Origin of the sequence: Citrobacter sp. wls710 (assembly GCF_005281115.1) — a bacterium.
Lineage (GTDB): Bacteria > Pseudomonadota > Gammaproteobacteria > Enterobacterales > Enterobacteriaceae > Citrobacter > Citrobacter werkmanii.
In genome coordinates this window covers 60,563-80,428 of sequence record NZ_SZXD01000030.1, presented here as the reverse complement: position 1 = coordinate 80,428, position 19,866 = coordinate 60,563, and the positions used below count along the sequence as shown (strand labels likewise).

The following is a 19,866-nucleotide window of genomic DNA, read 5'->3' as shown; positions in this document are numbered from 1 at the left end:
ATCCTGGTTTAATTCTCCATTAAATCGACGCTTTCCTCCGTTTTATTCTTATTTGCTCTGAGGCTACCCCTGCGGAGTCAATTGCCATGCGTCATCGTCAGCGGTTAATGTGTTGTTAAACCGTTTTTCATTATAAGAGTGAGGCAAGCCATGGAGATGTTGTCTGGAGCCGAGATGGTCGTCCGATCGCTCATCGATCAGGGTGTAAAGCAGGTATTCGGTTATCCCGGGGGGGCCGTCCTCGATATTTATGATGCGCTGCATACAGTCGGTGGTATTGATCATGTGCTGGTCCGCCATGAGCAGGCTGCGGTACACATGGCTGATGGCCTTGCGCGCGCTACGGGGGAGGTGGGCGTCGTATTAGTCACTTCAGGACCCGGCGCTACCAACGCGATTACCGGGATTGCAACGGCTTACATGGATTCCATTCCGCTGGTGATCCTCTCCGGACAGGTCGCAACGTCGCTGATTGGCTACGATGCCTTCCAGGAGTGCGACATGGTAGGCATATCCCGCCCGGTGGTGAAGCACAGTTTCCTGGTCAAACAAACGGAAGACATCCCACAGGTGCTAAAAAAAGCCTTCTGGCTGGCGGCAAGCGGTCGTCCCGGGCCTGTGGTGGTGGACTTGCCGAAGGATATTCTGAATCCAGCTAAGAAACTGCCTTATAGCTGGCCTGAGTCGGTGAGCATGCGTTCGTATAATCCGACGACGGCCGGACATAAAGGGCAGATAAAACGCGCTCTGCAGACGTTAGTCGCGGCTAAAAAACCGGTTGTGTACGTGGGGGGGGGCGCCGTTAATGCCGCCTGCCATGAGCAGTTAGGCCAGATCGCTGAAGCACTTAATCTGCCGGTTGTTTCCTCGCTAATGGGGTTAGGCGCGTTTCCGGCAACACATCGGCAGGCGCTTGGGATGCTGGGCATGCATGGAACTTACGAAGCAAACATGACCATGCATCATTCCGATGTGATCTTCGCCGTCGGCGTGCGCTTTGACGATCGAACGACCAATAACCTGGCAAAATATTGCCCAAATGCGACCGTGCTGCATATCGACATCGATCCGACCTCTATTTCGAAAACCGTCACTGCGGATATTCCGATTGTCGGCGATGCTCGTCTGGTACTTGATCAGATGCTCGAACTGCTGGATCAGGAGAAATCTCAGCAGCCGCTGGATGATAACCGTGACTGGTGGCAACAGATTGAACACTGGCGCGCCCGTCAGTGCCTGAAATATGACACGCAAAGTGAAAGCATTAAGCCACAGGCGGTGATTGAAACCATCTGGCGTCTGACGAAAGGGGATGCGTATGTCACCTCTGACGTTGGCCAGCATCAGATGTTTGCCGCACTCTACTACCCATTCGATAAACCACGCCGTTGGATTAACTCAGGCGGCCTCGGCACCATGGGATTTGGATTACCTGCGGCGTTAGGCGTGAAAATGGCGCTGCCGGATGAAACGGTAGTGTGTGTTACCGGGGATGGCAGTATTCAGATGAACATCCAGGAACTGTCTACGGCGCTGCAATATGAGTTGCCGGTACTGGTGCTCAACCTGAACAACCGTTATCTCGGCATGGTCAAGCAGTGGCAGGACATGATCTACTCCGGACGTCACTCACAATCTTATATGCAGTCGCTGCCCGATTTTGTGCGCCTTGCCGAGGCTTATGGGCATATTGGTATCCAAATTAACCATCCAGAAGAACTGGAAAGCAAACTGAGTGAAGCGCTGGAGCATGTGCGCAATCGTCGTCTGGTGTTTGTCGATGTCACCGTTGATGGCAGCGAGCATGTCTACCCGATGCAGATTCGTGGGGGCGGTATGGATGAAATGTGGTTAAGCAAAACGGAGAGGACCTGATTATGCGCCGGATATTATCGGTATTGCTGGAAAACGAGTCGGGTGCCTTGTCGCGTGTGATAGGCCTTTTCGCCCAGCGTGGATACAATATTGAAAGCCTGACCGTCGCCCCCACTGACGATCCAACCTTGTCGCGGATGACGATTCAGACGGTAGGGGATGAGAAAGTCCTGGAGCAGATCGAAAAGCAGCTACACAAACTGGTGGATGTTCTGCGCGTGAGCGAACTGGGGCAGGGTGCCCATGTTGAACGCGAGATCATGTTGGTGAAAATTCAGGCCAGCGGCTATGGTCGGGAAGAGGTGAAACGCAACACGGAGATTTTCCGCGGGCAAATCATCGACGTCACGCCGTCCATCTACACCGTACAGTTGGCGGGCACCAGTGATAAGCTGGATGCGTTCCTGGCAACATTACGGGAAGTTGCCAAAATTGTAGAGGTAGCTCGTTCCGGCGTGGTGGGGCTTTCTCGCGGCGATAAAATCATGCGCTAATAGTCGACTGTAGGCCTGACAAGCACAGCGTCATCAGGCATCCTCGTGGAGGTCATGCCGGATGGCGGTGTAAACGCCTTATCCGGCCTACAGGTAACGTACCCGTTTTCGCTGATGCTTCCTGTTGCGCTTTTTTTTTGCGAAATCAGCAGTAACCAGAGACAAAAGCGGTTGCCGCAGTCATTATTCTGCGCTTAGATGTTAAGAAACTTAACCCATGCCATCACAAAGGTTATGGTTTGTACATTTTACGCAAGGGGCAATTGTGAAACTGGATGAAATCGCTCGGTTGGCCGGCGTTTCGCGAACGACTGCAAGCTACGTTATTAATGGCAAAGCAAAGCAATATCGCGTAAGCGACAAAACGGTTGAAAAAGTCATGGCGGTGGTGCGTGAGCATAATTACCACCCGAATGCCGTGGCGGCCGGGCTGCGTGCTGGACGCACACGTTCTATCGGGCTGGTGATCCCGGATCTTGAAAACACAAGCTATACCCGGATCGCAAACTATCTGGAGCGCCAGGCGCGTCAGCGCGGGTATCAACTGTTGATTGCCTGCTCTGAAGATCAGCCAGATAACGAAATGCGCTGTATTGAGCATCTTTTACAGCGCCAGGTTGATGCCATCATTGTGTCGACTTCCTTGCCGCCAGAACATCCGTTCTATCAGCGCTGGGCAAACAGTTCATTCCCGATTGTGGCGCTGGACCGTGCGCTGGATCGCGAACATTTCACGAGCGTCGTGGGCGCGGACCAGGATGATGCGGAAATGCTGGCGCAGGAGTTACGTAAATTCCCTGCAGAAACCGTACTTTATCTGGGCGCGCTCCCTGAATTATCTGTCAGCTTCCTGCGTGAGCAGGGCTTCCGTACCGCGTGGAAAGATGATCCGCGTGAGGTGCATTTCCTCTACGCCAACAGCTATGAACGCGAAGCGGCAGCGCAGCTGTTTGATAAATGGCTGGAAACGCATCCAATGCCTCAGGCGCTGTTTACCACGTCGTTTGCTCTGTTGCAGGGGGTGATGGATGTGACCCTGCGTCGCGATGGGCAGTTGCCGTCTGATTTGGCGATAGCGACTTTTGGCGATCACGAACTGCTCGACTTCCTGCAGTGTCCGGTTCTTGCGGTGGCGCAACGCCATCGTGATGTAGCGGAACGCGTGCTGGAGATTGTGCTGGCAAGTCTGGATGAGCCGCGTAAACCCAAACCAGGATTAACGCGTATACGGCGTAATCTGTACCGTCGCGGTATTCTGAGCCGTAACTAAGTTGCCTCATTTGATGACGTCAACGGCATAAGCCTCTGACGTCATCAAATATTCTATTCTCAGAAATAACCTCATTATAATTAAGAATATTCTTTAGAATTATCTGAAATTGATTCTTGAAATATGCCGAATTAAAAATGCAACTCGCCATTTTTGGGTTATTGAAGCGTAAAGATGCGTTACGGTTGTATTATTTTGTTACATGCTTGTGGGGATTTGCCGAATTAACAAACACTTTGCTGCCCTATGGCGACAACCTCACGCTGACCTCGCTCCTGCACGGCATACAGACTGATTAACTGGTACTGTTATCTCGCTGCATATTGTCCTAAAATGCCGCTCGCGTCGCAAACTGACACTTTATATTTTCTTTGGATGATATTCAGTTGTTTTAAACAATCATGAGTTGTTGGATTTTTTTCTTACAAATATTCATGACGTTAATTTGCTTCGTTTGCTGTACGGAATTTGTTCAACGCTGATATTAGCCGTAAACAATGTGTTTTTTGCTCCGCTTAGCGCCGTGACTTGCTTGACAAGGTTTTCCTCCGCTCCGTAAACTCCTTTAAGTGGGATTTTGTGGGATAAAGTGGTAATCGGGGGTGAGGCTGGCATGTTCCGGGGAGCAACGTTAGTTAATCTCGACAGTAAAGGGCGCTTATCGGTGCCCACCCGTTATCGGGATCAACTGCTCGAGTGCGCTACCGGTCAAATGGTTTGCACCATTGACATCCATCACCCGTGCCTGCTGCTGTACCCCCTGCCTGAATGGGAAATTATCGAGCAGAAGTTATCGCGTCTGTCGAGCATGAATCCAGTTGAGCGTCGTGTACAGCGCCTGTTGTTGGGGCATGCCAGCGAATGTCAGATGGATAGCGCTGGCCGATTATTGATAGCGCCCATTCTGCGACAACATGCGGGGCTAACGAAAGAAGTGATGCTGGTTGGGCAGTTCAATAAGTTTGAGCTGTGGGATGAAACGACCTGGTATCAACAGGTCAAGGAAGATATCGACGCTGAGCAGTCTGTTACCGGCGCGCTGTCGGAACGATTGCAGGATTTGTCTCTATAAAATGATGGAAAATTATAAACATACAACGGTGTTGCTGGATGAGGCCGTCAACGGCCTGAATATTCGTCCAGACGGCATCTACATTGACGGGACATTTGGTCGCGGTGGTCATTCACGTCTGATCCTCTCCCAGCTTGGCGAAGAGGGACGTTTACTGGCTATCGATCGCGATCCGCAGGCTATTGCCGTTGCACAGACGATTACCGATCCCCGTTTCTCCATCGTCCATGGACCTTTCTCTGCACTGGCTGACTATGTCGCCGAGCGTGGGCTTACCGGTAAGATCGACGGGATTCTTCTCGATCTTGGCGTGTCTTCACCGCAGCTTGATGACGCGGAGCGCGGTTTTTCGTTTATGCGTGATGGTCCGTTGGATATGCGTATGGATCCAACACGCGGTCAGTCCGCGGCCGAATGGCTGCAAACCGCCGATGAAGCGGATATTGCCTGGGTGATTAAAACCTTTGGCGAGGAGCGCTTTGGTAAACGTATTGCTCGCGCCATCGTAGAGCGCAATCGCATCGAACCGATGACCCGCACCAAAGAGCTGGCGGAAGTGATTGCGGCGGCAATGCCGGTGAAAGACAAATTCAAACATCCCGCGACCCGTACCTTCCAGGCGGTGCGCATCTGGGTGAACAGTGAACTGGAGGAGATAGAGCAGGCGCTAAAAAGCTCGCTCAGCGTGCTGGCACCAGGTGGTCGCCTTTCGATTATCAGTTTCCATTCGCTTGAAGACCGCATTGTGAAACGCTTTATGCGCGAACAAAGCCGTGGTCCTCAGGTTCCGGCTGGAATACCGATGACGGAAGCGCAGATCAAAAAGCTGGGCGGCCGTGAGTTAAGAGCACTAGGCAAGATGATGCCGGGTGAAGAAGAGGTAGCTGAAAATCCTCGTGCCCGTAGTTCAGTTCTGCGTATTGCAGAGAGGACGAACGCATGATCAGCAGAGTGACAGAAGCCCTCAGCAAAGTTAAAGGATCGATAGGAAGCAACGAGCGCCATGCCTTGCCTGGCGTGATCGGTGACGATCTTTTGCGGTATGGGAAGCTGCCACTCTGCCTGTTCATTTGCATTATTTTGACGGCGGTTACCGTCGTGACAACAGCCCACCATACGCGGTTACTGACCGCGCAGCGTGAGCAACTGGTTCTGGAGCGAGATGCGCTGGATATCGAATGGCGCAACTTGATCCTTGAGGAGAACGCGCTCGGCGACCATAGCCGTGTTGAACGGATCGCAACGGAAAAGCTGCAAATGCAGCATGTTGATCCCTCACAAGAAAATATCGTAGTACAAAAATAAGGATAAACGCGACGCATGAAAGCAGCGGCAAAAACGCACAAACCAAAACGCCAGGAAGAACAAGCCAACTTTGTCAGTTGGCGTTTTGCGTTACTGTGCGGCTGTATTTTGCTGGCATTAGGTTTCCTGCTGGGGCGCGTTGCCTGGCTGCAAATCATTGCGCCGGATATGCTGGTGCGTCAGGGTGACATGCGTTCCCTGCGCGTCCAGGAAGTCTCCACATCGCGCGGGATGATTACCGACCGTTCCGGTCGTCCGCTGGCGGTGAGCGTTCCGGTGAAAGCGATTTGGGCCGACCCGAAAGAGGTGCATGACGCAGGCGGCGTGAGCGTTGGTGAACGCTGGAGAGCGCTGTCGACTGCGCTGAATCTACCGCTCGACCAGCTGGCTTCCCGCATTAACGCCAACCCGAAAGGACGCTTTATCTATCTGGCGCGTCAGGTTAACCCTGACATGGCCGACTACATCAAAAAACTCAAGCTGCCGGGTATTCACCTGCGTGAAGAATCCCGTCGTTACTATCCTTCCGGAGAAGTGACCGCTCACCTCATTGGCTTTACTAACGTTGACAGCCAGGGGATTGAAGGCGTTGAGAAGAGCTTCGATAAGTGGCTCACCGGACAGCCGGGCGAACGTATCGTGCGTAAAGACCGCTATGGTCGCGTAATTGAAGATATTTCCTCTACTGACAGCCAGGCGGCGCATAACCTCGCGCTGAGTATTGATGAGCGTTTACAGGCGCTGGTCTACCGTGAACTGAATAATGCCGTCGCGTTCAACAAAGCGGAATCCGGCAGCGCCGTGCTGGTGGATGTCAACACCGGTGAAGTGCTGGCGATGGCCAACAGCCCGTCCTACAACCCCAATAATCTCTCCGGTACGCAAAAAGATGTCATGCGTAACCGTACCATTACCGACGTGTTTGAACCGGGTTCTACCGTCAAACCAATGGTGGTAATGACGGCGCTGCAGCGTGGAGTGGTACGCGAAAATACCGTACTTAATACGATTCCTTACCGAATTAATGGCCACGAAATCAAAGACGTGGCGCGTTATAGCGAATTGACCCTTACCGGGGTTTTGCAGAAGTCGAGTAACGTCGGTGTTTCTAAGCTGGCGTTAGCGATGCCGTCCTCAGCGTTAGTAGATACTTACTCACGTTTTGGGCTGGGAAAAGCGACCAATTTGGGGTTGGTCGGAGAACGCAGTGGCTTATATCCTCAAAAACAACGGTGGTCTGACATAGAGAGGGCCACCTTCTCTTTCGGCTATGGGCTAATGGTAACCCCGTTACAGTTAGCGCGAGTCTACGCAACGATCGGCAGCTATGGCGTTTATCGCCCGCTGTCGATTACCAAAGTTGACCCTCCTGTACCGGGCGAACGTATTTTCCCGGAAGCGACCGTTCGTACCGTGGTGCACATGATGGAAAGCGTGGCGCTGCCCGGTGGCGGCGGCGTGAAGGCGGCGATTAAAGGCTATCGCATCGCTATCAAAACCGGTACGGCGAAAAAAGTAGGGCCGGATGGTCGCTACATCAACAAATACATTGCTTATACCGCAGGCGTTGCGCCTGCGAGTCAGCCGCGCTTCGCGCTGGTTGTTGTTATCAACGATCCGCAGGCGGGTAAATACTACGGTGGCGCCGTTTCCGCGCCGGTCTTCGGTGCCATCATGGGCGGCGTATTGCGCACCATGAACATCGAGCCGGATGCGCTGGCAACGAGCGATAAAAGTGAATTTGTGAATAATCAAGGCGAGGCAACAGGTGGCAGATCGTAATTTGCGCGACCTTCTTGCTCCATGGGTGCCGGGTGCACCGGAGCGAGCACTGCGGGAGATGACGCTCGACAGCCGTGTGGCTGCATCGGGCGATCTCTTTGTAGCAGTATTGGGTCATCAGGCGGACGGGCGTCGGTATATCCCGCAGGCGATAGCGCAAGGTGTGGCTGCCATTATTGCAGAAGCAAAAGATGAAGCGACTGACGGTGAAATCCGTGAAATGCACGGCGTTCCGGTTATCTATCTCAGCCAGCTTAACGAACGTTTATCTGCACTGGCGGGCCGTTTTTACCACGAGCCTTCTGAAAAAATGCGTCTGGTCGGCGTGACCGGGACCAACGGTAAAACTACTACGACCCAATTGCTGGCGCAGTGGAGCCAACTGCTGGGTGAAACCAGCGCGGTTATGGGAACCGTTGGCAATGGCCTGTTGGGCAAAGTGATCCCGACGGAAAATACCACCGGTTCAGCCGTTGATGTCCAGCATGTGCTGGCGGGGCTGGTTGCGCAGGGCGCAACGGTTGGCGCGATGGAAGTTTCTTCCCACGGTCTGGTTCAGCATCGCGTTGCGGCGCTGAAGTTTGCCGCATCGGTATTTACTAACTTAAGCCGTGACCACCTCGACTACCACGGTGACATGGAACATTACGAAGCCGCGAAATGGCTGCTGTATTCCACGCACCATTGCGGTCAGGCCATCGTCAATGCGGATGATGAGGTTGGCCGTCGCTGGCTGGCGAAACTTCCGGATGCGGTTGCCGTTTCGATGGAAGACCACATCAACCCGAACTGTCATGGTCGCTGGTTAAAAGCGGTTGAGGTGACGTATCACGACAGCGGGGCAACGATTCGCTTTACCTCTTCATGGGGTGAGGGCGAAATAGAAAGTCGCCTGATGGGGGCGTTTAACGTCAGCAATCTGCTGCTGGCGCTGGCAACGCTGCTGGCGCTGGGTTATCCGTTAGCCGATTTACTGCAAACGGCGGCGCAATTACAGCCGGTTTGTGGGCGCATGGAAGTGTTCAGCGCGCCGGGTAAAACCACTGTTGTCGTTGATTATGCTCATACGCCGGATGCGCTGGAAAAAGCGCTGCAGGCGGCGCGTCTGCACTGTACTGGCAAACTGTGGTGCGTCTTTGGCTGCGGCGGCGATCGCGATAAAGGCAAACGTCCGCTGATGGGCGCGATTGCCGAACAATTTGCTGATGTTGTCGTGGTGACCGATGACAACCCACGTACCGAAGAGCCGCGCGCCATCATCAACGACATTCTGGCGGGGATGCTGGATGCCGGACAGGCGAGGGTGATGGAGGGTCGCGCAGAAGCAGTGACTAACGCCATCATGCAGGCGAAAGAAAACGACGTGGTGCTGGTGGCTGGTAAAGGTCACGAAGACTACCAGATCGTTGGCTCACAGCGCCTCGACTATTCTGACCGTGTCACGGCTGCGCGCCTGCTAGGGGTGATCGCATGATTAGCGTAACGCTCAGCCAGCTGGCGGAAATCCTCCGTGGCGAACTAAAAGGGGCCGATCTGACCCTCGATGCAGTGACAACCGATACGCGTCAAGTGACGCCGGGCTGCCTGTTTGTGGCGCTGAAAGGCGAACGTTTTGATGCCCACGATTTTGCCGATAAGGCGAAAGACGGGGGAGCAGGCGCGCTGTTAGTCAGCCGTCCGCTCAATATTGATTTACCGCAGGTTATTGTCAACGACACCCGTCTGGCGTTCGGTGAACTGGCCGCGTGGGTTCGCGCCCAGGTTCCGGCGCGCGTTGTCGCCCTGACCGGCTCATCCGGCAAAACGTCTGTTAAAGAGATGACCGCCGCGATTCTCAGCCAGTGCGGCAAAACGTTGTATACCGCAGGCAATCTGAACAACGACATCGGTGTACCGATGACGCTGTTGCGCTTAAACAATGATTACGACTATGCCGTGATTGAGCTCGGCGCCAATCATCAGGGCGAAATCGCCTGGACCGTTGGCCTGACGCGCCCGGAAGCGGCGCTGGTGAACAATCTTGCCGCCGCGCATCTGGAAGGTTTCGGCTCTCTGGCGGGCGTTGCGAAGGCTAAAGGTGAGATCTTTAGCGGTCTGTCGGCGAATGGTATCGCCATCATGAATGCTGATAACAACGACTGGCTGAACTGGCAGAGCATCATTGGCGATCGCAAAGTCTGGCGCTTCTCCCCGAATGCGGCCAACAGCGACTTTTCGGCGACCAACGTTCACGTGACTTCACACGGCACGGAGTTTTCATTGCAAACGCCAACCGGAAGCATTGATGTTCTGCTGCCGTTGCCGGGTCGTCACAACATAGCTAACGCCCTGGCGGCGGCTGCGCTCTCTATGGCGGTAGGCGCGACGCCTGAGGCGATCAAAGCGGGCCTGAAGGATCTGCAAGCGGTACCGGGGCGTCTGTTCCCGATTCAACTCGCAGAAAATCAGCTGCTGTTGGACGACTCCTACAACGCTAACGTTGGTTCGATGACCGCAGCGGTACAGGTGCTGTCCGAAATGCCGGGCTACCGCGTGCTGGTGGTGGGCGATATGGCAGAGCTTGGCGCGGAAAGCGAAGCATGTCACGTACAGGTAGGTGTTGCTGCGAAAACCGCGGGCATCGACCGTGTACTGAGTACAGGGAAACTGAGTCAGGCAATTAGCGGCGCCAGCGGCGTGGGCGAGCATTTTGCGGATAAAACCGCGCTGGTCGCGCATCTCAAGGCGCTGATTGCAGAACATCAGATCATGACGATTTTAGTGAAGGGTTCACGTAGTGCCGCCATGGAAGAGGTAGTACGCGCATTACAGGAGAATGGGACATGTTAGTTTGGCTGGCCGAACATTTGGTCAAATATTATTCCGGCTTTAACGTCTTTTCTTATCTGACGTTTCGCGCCATCGTCAGCCTGCTGACCGCGCTGTTCATCTCTTTGTGGATGGGCCCGCGCATGATCGCCCGCCTGCAAAAAATGTCCTTTGGACAGGTCGTACGTAACGACGGTCCGGAATCACACTTCAGTAAACGCGGTACGCCGACCATGGGCGGGATTATGATCCTCACCGCGATTGTTATCTCCGTGCTGCTGTGGGCATACCCGTCGAACCCGTACGTTTGGTGCGTGCTGGTGGTATTGGTCGGTTACGGCATCATCGGTTTTGTCGATGACTACCGCAAAGTGGTACGCAAAGACACCAAAGGCCTGATTGCGCGCTGGAAATATTTCTGGATGTCGGTGATTGCTCTGGGCGTAGCCTTTGCGCTGTATCTCGCGGGCAAAGATACCCCGGCGACGGAACTGGTCGTGCCGTTCTTCAAAGACGTGATGCCGCAACTGGGACTGTTCTACGTCCTGCTGGCGTACTTTGTGATTGTGGGGACTGGTAACGCGGTCAACCTCACCGATGGTCTGGATGGTCTGGCGATTATGCCGACCGTGTTCGTGGCTGCGGGTTTTGCGCTGGTGGCATGGGCGACCGGTAACATGAACTTTGCCAACTATCTGCACATTCCGTATTTACGCCATGCCGGTGAACTGGTGATCGTCTGTACGGCGATTGTCGGTGCAGGGTTAGGCTTCCTGTGGTTTAACACCTATCCGGCGCAGGTCTTCATGGGCGACGTCGGATCGCTGGCGCTGGGCGGCGCACTGGGCATTATTGCTGTGCTGCTGCGTCAGGAGTTCCTGCTGGTGATCATGGGCGGCGTATTTGTCGTAGAAACGCTGTCGGTCATTCTGCAGGTCGGTTCCTTTAAGTTGCGCGGACAGCGCATCTTCCGTATGGCGCCGATCCACCATCACTATGAACTGAAAGGCTGGCCGGAACCGCGCGTGATTGTGCGCTTCTGGATTATTTCGCTGATGCTGGTGCTGATTGGCCTGGCAACGCTGAAGGTACGTTAATCATGGCTGATTACCAGGGTAAAAAAGTCGTCATTATCGGTCTGGGTTTGACCGGGCTGTCCTGCGTGGATTTCTTCCTGGCGCGTGGCGTAACGCCGCGCGTGATGGATACCCGCGCGACGCCGCCGGGCCTGGATAAATTACCGGAAGCGGTTGAGCGTCATGTTGGCAGTCTGAATGATGACTGGCTGCTGGACGCCGATCTTATCGTCGCCAGCCCTGGTATTGCCCTGGCGCACCCTTCGCTGAGCGCTGCCGCCGATGCGGGGATTGAAATTGTCGGTGACATCGAGCTGTTCTGTCGCGAAGCGCAGGCGCCGATCGTTGCGATCACCGGTTCTAACGGTAAAAGCACCGTTACGACGTTGGTTGGCGAAATGGCGAAAGCGGCCGGTGTGAACGTGGGGGTGGGCGGTAACATTGGCCTGCCCGTGCTGATGCTGCTGGATGATGAGCGTGAGCTGTATGTTCTGGAACTGTCGAGCTTCCAACTGGAAACAACCTCCAGCTTACAGGCCGTAGCCGCCACTATTTTGAACGTCACCGAAGATCATATGGACAGGTATCCGTTTGGCTTGCAGCAGTATCGTGCGGCCAAACTGCGCGTTTATGAGAATGCGAAAGTCTGCGTGGTCAATGCGGATGATGCGCTGACCATGCCGGTTCGTGGTGCCGATGAGCGTTGCGTGAGCTTTGGCGTCAACATGGGTGACTATCATCTTAATCGTCAGCAGGGCGAAACCTGGCTGCGGGTGAAGGGTGAAAAAGTTCTGAACGTGAAAGAGATGACGCTTACCGGCCAGCATAACTATACCAACGCCCTGGCAGCGCTGGCGCTGGCTGATGCTGCGGGTCTGCCGCGGGCGTCGAGCCTGAAAGCGCTGACCACTTTTACCGGTCTGGCGCATCGTTTCCAGTTGGTACTGAATCATAATGGTGTGCGTTGGATCAACGATTCAAAAGCGACCAATGTCGGCAGTACCGAAGCGGCGCTGAATGGCCTGCACGTTGACGGTACGCTGCACCTGTTGTTGGGCGGCGACGGGAAATCCGCTGACTTTATGCCGCTGCAACGTTATCTGAACGGCGACAACATTCGTCTGTACTGCTTTGGCCGCGATGGCGCGCAGCTTGCCGCGCTGCGACCTGAGGTTGCGGAACAAACTGAAACCATGGAGCAGGCAATGCGTCTGCTCGCGCCGCGCGTGAAGCCCGGTGATATGGTGCTGCTGTCGCCCGCCTGTGCCAGCCTCGATCAGTTCAAGAATTTTGAGCAACGCGGTGACGTCTTTACGCGCCTGGCGAAGGAGTTGGGTTGATGCGTTTATCTCTCCCTCGTCTGAGAATGCCGCGCTTACCGGGACTGGGTATCCTGGCGTGGATCTTCGCGGCACTTAAAGGCTGGGTGATGGCTTCGCGCGATAAAGACGCGGACAGCCTAATCATGTATGACCGCATGCTGCTGTGGCTGACCTTTGGTCTGGCGGCAATTGGTTTCATCATGGTGACATCGGCATCGATGCCGGTAGGACAACGTCTGGCGGGCGACCCCTTCCTGTTTGCCAAACGCGACGCGCTGTACATCTTCCTGGCGTTCTGTTTGGCGATGGTCACGCTGCGTTTGCCGATGGAGTTCTGGCAGAAGTACAGCACCACGATGCTCATCGCCTCGATCATCATGCTGCTGATCGTGCTGGTGGTGGGGAGCTCCGTTAACGGGGCGTCGCGCTGGATTGCTCTGGGGCCGCTGCGTATTCAGCCTGCGGAATTTACCAAGCTGTCGCTGTTCTGTTATCTCGCCAATTACCTGGTACGCAAGGTGGATGAAGTGCGAAACAACCTGCGCGGCTTCCTGAAACCGATGGGCGTGATCCTGGTACTGGCCGTGCTGCTGCTGGCGCAGCCTGACCTCGGTACTGTGGTGGTGCTGTTTGTCACCACGCTGGCGATGCTGTTTCTTGCCGGCGCTAAATTATGGCAGTTCATTGCGATTATCGGCATGGGGATATCGGCGGTCGTGCTGCTGATCCTTGCCGAACCGTATCGTATTCGTCGCGTAACCTCTTTCTGGAATCCATGGGAAGATCCGTTCGGCAGCGGATACCAGCTGACGCAATCGCTAATGGCTTTTGGCCGCGGTGAGGTTTGGGGGCAGGGGTTAGGCAACTCAGTCCAAAAGCTGGAGTATTTACCGGAAGCGCACACCGACTTCATCTTCGCCATCATTGGGGAAGAGCTGGGTTATATCGGTGTGGTATTGGCACTTTTAATGGTATTCTTCGTCGCTTTTCGCGCGATGTCGATTGGCCGTAAAGCGCTGGAAATTGACCACCGTTTTTCAGGCTTTTTAGCCTGCTCCATCGGGATCTGGTTTAGCTTCCAGGCGCTGGTAAACGTCGGCGCGGCGGCAGGTATGCTGCCAACCAAAGGCCTGACGCTGCCGTTAATCAGTTATGGTGGTTCCAGTTTGTTGATAATGTCGACGGCCATCATGTTTTTGTTACGTATTGATTATGAAACGCGTCTGGAAAAAGCCCAGGCGTTTACACGAGGTGCACGATGAGTGGTCAACCGAAGCGGTTAATGGTGATGGCAGGCGGTACCGGCGGACATGTGTTCCCGGGGCTGGCGGTCGCGCACCATTTAATGGCCCAGGGCTGGCAGGTTCGTTGGCTGGGCACCGCCGATCGTATGGAAGCGGACTTAGTGCCGAAGCATGGCATTGAAATTGACTTTATTCGCATCTCCGGTCTGCGTGGCAAAGGCGTTAACGCACTACTTGCCGCACCCGTGCGTATTTTTAACGCCTGGCGTCAGGCGCGCGCCATCATGAAGCAATTCAAGCCTGATGTGGTGCTCGGCATGGGCGGCTACGTGTCAGGTCCTGGCGGTTTAGCTGCATGGTCATTAGGTATTCCGGTCGTACTGCATGAACAGAACGGCATTGCGGGATTAACCAATAAATGGCTGGCAAAGATTGCAACGAAGGTTATGCAGGCTTTCCCTGGCGCTTTCCCGAATGCGGACGTGGTCGGGAACCCAGTACGCACGGACGTTCTGGCGTTGCCATTACCCGAAGCGCGTCTGGCTGGACGTGAAGGCCCGGTTCGTGTGCTGGTGGTTGGTGGTTCTCAGGGCGCACGCGTCCTCAACCAGACGATGCCGCAGGTTGCCGCAAAGCTTGGCGAGGCGGTGACTATCTGGCACCAGAGCGGTAAGGGCGCGCAGCAGACCGTTGAACACGCTTATGCCGAGGCGGGACAACCGCAGCATAAGGTCACTGAGTTTATTGATGATATGGCCGCCGCTTATGCGTGGGCGGATGTTGTCGTGTGCCGTTCTGGCGCGCTGACGGTGAGTGAGATTGCCGCCGCAGGCTTGCCTGCGCTGTTTGTGCCGTTCCAGCACAAAGACAGACAGCAGTACTGGAATGCGTTGCCGCTGGAAAAAGCGGGCGCCGCCAAAATTTTAGAGCAACCACAGTTTACTGTGGACGCCGTCGCCAGCACCCTTGCCGGGTGGTCGCGAGAAACTTTATTAACCATGGCAGAACGTGCGCGCGCCGCATCCATACCGGATGCCACCGAACGCGTTGCAAATGAAGTGAGCCGGGCTGCCCGGGCGTAATTGTGGTGATGCCTTTTGCATCGCATGAACTAAGAAGTTAATGGCTAAAGAATGAATACACAACAACTGGCAAAACTGCGTTCCATCGTGCCCGAAATGCGTCGCGTTCGGCACATTCACTTTGTCGGCATCGGTGGTGCTGGTATGGGCGGTATTGCCGAAGTTTTGGCCAATGAAGGTTATCAGATCAGCGGTTCTGACTTAGCGCCAAATCCGGTGACGCAGCAGTTGACGAATCTCGGCGCCACGATTTTCTTCAACCATCGCCCTGAAAACGTGCGCGATGCGAGCGTGGTGGTGGTCTCCAGCGCTATTTCTGCGGATAACCCGGAAATTGTTGCGGCGCATGAAGCGCGTATTCCAGTGATCCGCCGTGCTGAGATGCTGGCGGAGTTAATGCGTTTTCGTCACGGCATCGCCATTGCCGGGACGCACGGTAAAACCACGACCACAGCGATGGTCTCCAGTATTTACGCGGAAGCGGGGCTGGATCCGACTTTTGTTAACGGTGGTCTGGTGAAGGCTGCTGGCGTCCATGCGCGCCTGGGTCATAGCCGTTATTTGATTGCCGAAGCGGACGAGAGCGACGCGTCGTTCCTGCATTTGCAGCCGATGGTGGCGATTGTCACCAATATCGAAGCCGACCATATGGATACCTACCATGGCGACTTCGAAAATTTAAAGCAGACGTTTATTAATTTCCTGCATAACTTGCCGTTTTATGGTCGTGCGGTGATGTGCGTTGACGATCCGGTGATCCGCGAACTGTTACCGCGAGTTGGCCGTCAAACCACAACCTATGGTTTCAGTGATGATGCCGATGTGCGCGTTGAGGATTACCAGCAGATCGGCCCGCAGGGGCACTTCACGCTGGTGCGTCAGGGGATGGCCGATCTACGCGTGACGTTAAACGCGCCGGGCCGCCACAATGCGCTGAACGCCGCGGCTGCGGTGGCTGTCGCAACGGAAGAAGGTATTGAAGACGACGCGATCCTGCGCGCGCTGGAAAGTTTCCAGGGTACCGGACGTCGTTTTGACTTCCTCGGCGAATTCCCACTTGAGCCGGTTAACGGTAAAGCCGGGACCGCGATGCTGGTTGATGATTACGGCCATCACCCAACGGAAGTGGACGCCACAATTAAAGCTGCACGCGCAGGCTGGCCGGACAAAAATCTGGTGATGCTGTTCCAGCCGCATCGGTATACGCGCACTCGCGATTTGTATGACGACTTTGCCAACGTGCTGACTCAGGTTGATACGCTGTTGATGCTGGATGTATACGCCGCGGGCGAAGCCGCCATTCCGGGCGCTGACAGCCGCTCGCTGTGCCGTACTATTCGTGGTCGCGGTAAGATCGATCCTATTCTGGTATCCGATCCGGCCCTGGTGGCAGAAATGTTGGCACCGGTATTAACCGGCAACGATCTGATTTTGGTGCAAGGCGCTGGAAATATCGGCAAAATTGCGCGTTCCTTAGCTGAAATCAAACTGAAGCCGCAAAATCCGGAGGAAGAACAACATGGCTGATAAAATCGCGGTCCTGTCAGGAGGTACCTCCGCAGAGCGAGAAGTGTCGCTGAATTCCGGCGCGGCCGTATTGGCAGGGTTACGCGAAGGTGGTGTCGATGCCCATCCGGTTGACCCGAAAGAGGTTGATGTCACTCTTCTGAAATCTATGGGTTTTCAGAAGGTGTTTATTGCGTTGCATGGTCGTGGCGGGGAAGATGGCACGTTGCAGGGCATGCTGGAGCAGATCGGCCTGCCGTATACCGGCAGCGGCGTCATGGCTTCCGCGATCTCAATGGACAAACTGCGCAGCAAGCTGCTGTGGCAGGGCGCAGGTTTACCCGTCGCGCCATGGGTTGCGTTGACCCGCGCTGAGTTCGAAAAAGGTCTTAGCAATGAGATAGTTGCAAAAATCTCTGCGTTAGGTTTGCCGCTGATTGTGAAGCCAAGCCGTGAAGGCTCCAGCGTAGGGATGTCAAAAGTTGAAGAAGAAAATGCTTTGCAGGGTGCATTAGCATTGGCTTTTCAGCATGATGAAGAAGTACTGATTGAAAAATGGCTCAGTGGCCCGGAATTTACCGTTGCGATACTCGGCGAAGAAATTTTACCGTCAATACGTATCCAACCCGCGGGAACCTTCTATGATTATGAGGCGAAGTATCTCTCTGATGAGACACAATATTTCTGCCCCGCAGGTCTGGAAGTCGAGCAAGAGGCCAGATTACAGGATTTAGTCCTGAAAGCGTGGACCGCCTTGGGCTGTAAAGGTTGGGGGCGCATTGACGTCATGCTGGACAGCGATGGCCAGTTTTATCTGCTGGAAGCCAATACCTCTCCGGGTATGACCAGCCACAGCCTGGTGCCGATGGCGGCGCGTCAGGCGGGTCTGAGCTTCTCGCAGTTGGTGGTAAGAATTCTGGAGTTGGCGGACTGATATGTCGCAGGCTGCGCTGAACACGCGAAACGGTGATGAAGAAGAAGTAAACTCCTCACGCCGCAATAATGGAACGCGTCTTGCAGGAATACTGTTCCTGCTGACAGTGCTGTGCACCGTGTTTGTCAGCGGCTGGGTAGTGTTGGGATGGATGGAAGATGCGCAGCGTTTGCCGTTGTCAAAACTGGTGTTAACCGGCGAACGGCATTACACGCGCAATGATGATATCCGTCAGTCAATTCTGGCGCTGGGCGCGCCGGGAACCTTTATGACGCAGGATGTAAACATCATCCAGAGTCAGATTGAACGCCTCCCGTGGATTAAACAGGCGAGCGTCAGAAAGCAATGGCCTGATGAATTGAAGATTCATCTGGTTGAATATGTGCCAATTGCGCGTTGGAATGACCAGCATATGGTGGATGCCGAAGGCAATACGTTCAGCGTCCCAACCGGTCGGGCCAATAAGCAGGTATTACCCATGTTGTACGGACCGGAAGGCAGCGCAAGTGAAGTGCTGCAAGGGTTCCGCGATATGGGGCAGGTGCTGGCTAAGGATAGATTCACCCTGAAGGAAGCGGCGATGACCGCGCGTCGTTCCTGGCAGTTGACGCTGAATAACGATATTAAGCTCAATCTGGGCAGGGGCGATACGATAAAACGTTTGGCTCGCTTTGTGGAACTCTACCCGGTTTTACAGCAGCAGGCGCAAACCGATGGCAAACGGATTAGCTACGTTGATTTGCGTTATGACTCAGGAGCGGCAGTAGGCTGGGTTCCCTTGCCTCCTGAGGAATCTAATCAGCAACAGAATCAGGCACAGGCAGAACAACAATGATCAAGGCGACGGACAGAAAACTGGTAGTTGGACTGGAGATTGGCACCGCGAAGGTAGCCGCTTTAGTAGGGGAAGTTCTGCCCGACGGTATGGTCAATATCATTGGCGTGGGCAGTTGCCCATCGCGAGGTATGGATAAAGGCGGGGTGAATGACCTTGAGTCAGTGGTGAAATGCGTACAGCGCGCCATTGACCAGGCTGAGCTGATGGCAGATTGCCAGATATCCTCGGTATATCTGGCGCTTTCCGGCAAACATATTAGCTGTCAGAATGAAATTGGTATGGTGCCCATTTCCGAAGAGGAAGTGACACAGGAAGATGTGGAAAACGTCGTACATACGGCAAAATCCGTACGCGTGCGCGATGAACATCGTGTTCTGCACGTTATTCCGCAGGAATACGCCATTGACTACCAGGAAGGTATTAAAAATCCGGTCGGTCTTTCCGGCGTACGCATGCAGGCAAAAGTGCATCTTATTACCTGTCATAACGACATGGCGAAGAATATTGTCAAAGCCGTTGAACGTTGTGGTCTGAAAGTTGACCAACTGATTTTCGCCGGACTGGCAGCCAGTTATTCCGTGTTGACGGAAGATGAACGTGAACTGGGTGTCTGCGTGGTAGATATTGGTGGTGGTACAATGGACATCGCCGTTTATACTGGCGGGGCGTTGCGCCATACCAAAGTGATCCCTTATGCAGGGAATGTGGTGACCAGCGATATCGCGTATGCCTTCGGTACGCCGCCGAGCGATGCCGAAGCCATCAAAGTTCGTCATGGCTGCGCGCTGGGCTCCATCGTCGGTAAAGACGAGAGCGTTGAGGTGCCAAGCGTGGGCGGCCGTCCGCCACGTAGCCTGCAGCGTCAGACTTTGGCAGAGGTCATTGAGCCGCGTTATACCGAGCTGCTCAACCTGGTCAACGAAGAAATTTTGCAATTACAAGAACAGCTTCGCCAGCAGGGTGTGAAACATCATCTGGCGGCGGGGATTGTGTTAACCGGTGGCGCAGCGCAAATTGAAGGTCTTGCGGCCTGCGCACAGCGCGTGTTCCATACGCAAGTCCGTATTGGCGCACCGCTGAATATTACCGGTCTGACGGATTATGCCCAGGAGCCGTACTATTCCACGGCGGTGGGGCTGCTTCACTACGGGAAAGAATCCCATTTAAGTGGTGAGGCTGAAGTTGAAAAACGCGTAACGGCGTCAGTTGGCTCGTGGATTAAACGACTCAATAGCTGGCTGCGAAAAGAGTTTTAATT

The 19,866-nt window shown here is 54.6% G+C and carries 17 protein-coding genes; all 17 read left to right on the top strand.

The genetic code is table 11. From position 1 onward, the window contains the following. Positions 1 to 150 precede the first annotated feature (150 nt). The 17 genes from ilvI (at position 151) to ftsA (ending at position 19,864) form a co-directional block, all read left to right on the top strand. Positions 151 to 1,875 (top strand): acetolactate synthase 3 large subunit, encoded by a 1,725-nt coding sequence (gene ilvI / locus FDX14_RS13195; RefSeq protein ID WP_137349674.1) that lies wholly within the window; start codon positions 151 to 153, stop codon positions 1,873 to 1,875. Positions 1,876 to 1,877: 2 nt separating this feature from the next. Continuing rightward, on the top strand, positions 1,878 to 2,369 hold the full coding sequence (gene ilvN, locus FDX14_RS13190; protein ID WP_003829566.1) for an acetolactate synthase small subunit: 492 nt from the start codon (positions 1,878 to 1,880) through the stop codon (positions 2,367 to 2,369). Between the two features lie 265 nt (positions 2,370 to 2,634). Beyond that, a complete protein-coding gene (cra, locus tag FDX14_RS13185; protein WP_032940373.1) occupies positions 2,635 to 3,639 on the top strand; it encodes a catabolite repressor/activator in 1,005 nt (334 codons plus the stop codon). 613 nt (positions 3,640 to 4,252) lie between these two features. Further along, the gene (gene mraZ, locus FDX14_RS13180; RefSeq protein WP_038637194.1) at positions 4,253 to 4,711 is read left to right on the top strand and encodes a division/cell wall cluster transcriptional repressor MraZ; all 459 of its coding nucleotides are present in this window, start codon (positions 4,253 to 4,255) and stop codon (positions 4,709 to 4,711) included. 1 nt (position 4,712) lies between these two features. Then, the gene (gene rsmH, locus FDX14_RS13175; RefSeq protein WP_042312345.1) at positions 4,713 to 5,654 is read left to right on the top strand and encodes a 16S rRNA (cytosine(1402)-N(4))-methyltransferase RsmH; all 942 of its coding nucleotides are present in this window, start codon (positions 4,713 to 4,715) and stop codon (positions 5,652 to 5,654) included. After that, positions 5,651 to 6,016: a cell division protein FtsL gene (gene ftsL / locus FDX14_RS13170; protein WP_006686695.1), complete on the top strand. Its 366-nt coding sequence runs from the start codon at positions 5,651 to 5,653 to the stop codon at positions 6,014 to 6,016. Before rsmH ends, ftsL begins: the two co-directional genes overlap by 4 nt. Before the next feature lie 15 nt (positions 6,017 to 6,031). Then, a complete protein-coding gene (gene ftsI, locus FDX14_RS13165) occupies positions 6,032 to 7,798 on the top strand; it encodes a peptidoglycan glycosyltransferase FtsI (protein ID WP_042312340.1) in 1,767 nt (588 codons plus the stop codon). Further along, positions 7,785 to 9,272: a UDP-N-acetylmuramoyl-L-alanyl-D-glutamate--2,6-diaminopimelate ligase gene (gene murE, locus FDX14_RS13160; RefSeq protein WP_079225513.1), complete on the top strand. Its 1,488-nt coding sequence runs from the start codon at positions 7,785 to 7,787 to the stop codon at positions 9,270 to 9,272. Before ftsI ends, murE begins: the two co-directional genes overlap by 14 nt. After that, positions 9,269 to 10,627 carry a UDP-N-acetylmuramoyl-tripeptide--D-alanyl-D-alanine ligase gene (gene murF / locus FDX14_RS13155; RefSeq protein ID WP_137349673.1) on the top strand — a complete coding sequence of 453 codons (1,359 nt, stop codon included), beginning with the start codon at positions 9,269 to 9,271 and terminating at the stop codon, positions 10,625 to 10,627. The genes murE and murF overlap by 4 nt, the downstream gene beginning before the upstream one ends. Then, on the top strand, positions 10,621 to 11,703 hold the full coding sequence (mraY, locus tag FDX14_RS13150; RefSeq protein ID WP_016151694.1) for a phospho-N-acetylmuramoyl-pentapeptide-transferase: 1,083 nt from the start codon (positions 10,621 to 10,623) through the stop codon (positions 11,701 to 11,703). The genes murF and mraY overlap by 7 nt, the downstream gene beginning before the upstream one ends. A 2-nt stretch (positions 11,704 to 11,705) precedes the next feature. Further along, positions 11,706 to 13,022: a UDP-N-acetylmuramoyl-L-alanine--D-glutamate ligase gene (gene murD / locus FDX14_RS13145; protein WP_042312331.1), complete on the top strand. Its 1,317-nt coding sequence runs from the start codon at positions 11,706 to 11,708 to the stop codon at positions 13,020 to 13,022. Continuing rightward, positions 13,022 to 14,266 carry a cell division protein FtsW gene (gene ftsW, locus FDX14_RS13140; protein WP_042312329.1) on the top strand — a complete coding sequence of 415 codons (1,245 nt, stop codon included), beginning with the start codon at positions 13,022 to 13,024 and terminating at the stop codon, positions 14,264 to 14,266. The genes murD and ftsW overlap by 1 nt, the downstream gene beginning before the upstream one ends. Then, complete coding sequence (murG, locus tag FDX14_RS13135; RefSeq protein ID WP_042312327.1) at positions 14,263 to 15,330, top strand: undecaprenyldiphospho-muramoylpentapeptide beta-N-acetylglucosaminyltransferase; 1,068 nt, start codon at positions 14,263 to 14,265, stop codon at positions 15,328 to 15,330. Before ftsW ends, murG begins: the two co-directional genes overlap by 4 nt. A gap of 51 nt (positions 15,331 to 15,381) precedes the next feature. Then, positions 15,382 to 16,857 carry a UDP-N-acetylmuramate--L-alanine ligase gene (gene murC, locus FDX14_RS13130; protein ID WP_042312325.1) on the top strand — a complete coding sequence of 492 codons (1,476 nt, stop codon included), beginning with the start codon at positions 15,382 to 15,384 and terminating at the stop codon, positions 16,855 to 16,857. After that, positions 16,850 to 17,770, top strand: coding sequence for a D-alanine--D-alanine ligase (locus FDX14_RS13125; protein ID WP_137349672.1), 921 nt, complete (start codon positions 16,850 to 16,852; stop codon positions 17,768 to 17,770). Before murC ends, FDX14_RS13125 begins: the two co-directional genes overlap by 8 nt. 1 nt (position 17,771) lies before the next feature. Then, entirely contained in the window at positions 17,772 to 18,605 is an 834-nt protein-coding gene (ftsQ, locus tag FDX14_RS13120; RefSeq protein WP_003018758.1) for a cell division protein FtsQ, read from the top strand. Further along, complete coding sequence (gene ftsA, locus FDX14_RS13115) at positions 18,602 to 19,864, top strand: cell division protein FtsA (protein ID WP_003018755.1); 1,263 nt, start codon at positions 18,602 to 18,604, stop codon at positions 19,862 to 19,864. Before ftsQ ends, ftsA begins: the two co-directional genes overlap by 4 nt. Positions 19,865 to 19,866: the final 2 nt, after the last annotated feature.

Bases quoted from the DNA above. Each gene is read 5' to 3' on its own strand.
- ftsW (WP_042312329.1), top strand. From the start codon at position 13,022: ATGCGTTTATCTCTCCCTCGTCTGAGAATGCCGCGCTTACCGGGACTG.
- ilvN (WP_003829566.1), top strand. From the start codon at position 1,878: ATGCGCCGGATATTATCGGTATTGCTGGAAAACGAGTCGGGTGCCTTG.
- FDX14_RS13125 (WP_137349672.1), top strand. From the start codon at position 16,850: ATGGCTGATAAAATCGCGGTCCTGTCAGGAGGTACCTCCGCAGAGCGA.
- ftsA (WP_003018755.1), top strand. From the start codon at position 18,602: ATGATCAAGGCGACGGACAGAAAACTGGTAGTTGGACTGGAGATTGGC.
- ftsQ (WP_003018758.1), top strand. From the start codon at position 17,772: ATGTCGCAGGCTGCGCTGAACACGCGAAACGGTGATGAAGAAGAAGTA.
- ftsL (WP_006686695.1), top strand. From the start codon at position 5,651: ATGATCAGCAGAGTGACAGAAGCCCTCAGCAAAGTTAAAGGATCGATA.
- murC (WP_042312325.1), top strand. From the start codon at position 15,382: ATGAATACACAACAACTGGCAAAACTGCGTTCCATCGTGCCCGAAATG.
- murD (WP_042312331.1), top strand. From the start codon at position 11,706: ATGGCTGATTACCAGGGTAAAAAAGTCGTCATTATCGGTCTGGGTTTG.
- ftsI (WP_042312340.1), top strand. From the start codon at position 6,032: ATGAAAGCAGCGGCAAAAACGCACAAACCAAAACGCCAGGAAGAACAA.
- mraY (WP_016151694.1), top strand. From the start codon at position 10,621: ATGTTAGTTTGGCTGGCCGAACATTTGGTCAAATATTATTCCGGCTTT.
- rsmH (WP_042312345.1), top strand. From the start codon at position 4,713: ATGATGGAAAATTATAAACATACAACGGTGTTGCTGGATGAGGCCGTC.
- murG (WP_042312327.1), top strand. From the start codon at position 14,263: ATGAGTGGTCAACCGAAGCGGTTAATGGTGATGGCAGGCGGTACCGGC.
- mraZ (WP_038637194.1), top strand. From the start codon at position 4,253: ATGTTCCGGGGAGCAACGTTAGTTAATCTCGACAGTAAAGGGCGCTTA.
- ilvI (WP_137349674.1), top strand. From the start codon at position 151: ATGGAGATGTTGTCTGGAGCCGAGATGGTCGTCCGATCGCTCATCGAT.
- murF (WP_137349673.1), top strand. From the start codon at position 9,269: ATGATTAGCGTAACGCTCAGCCAGCTGGCGGAAATCCTCCGTGGCGAA.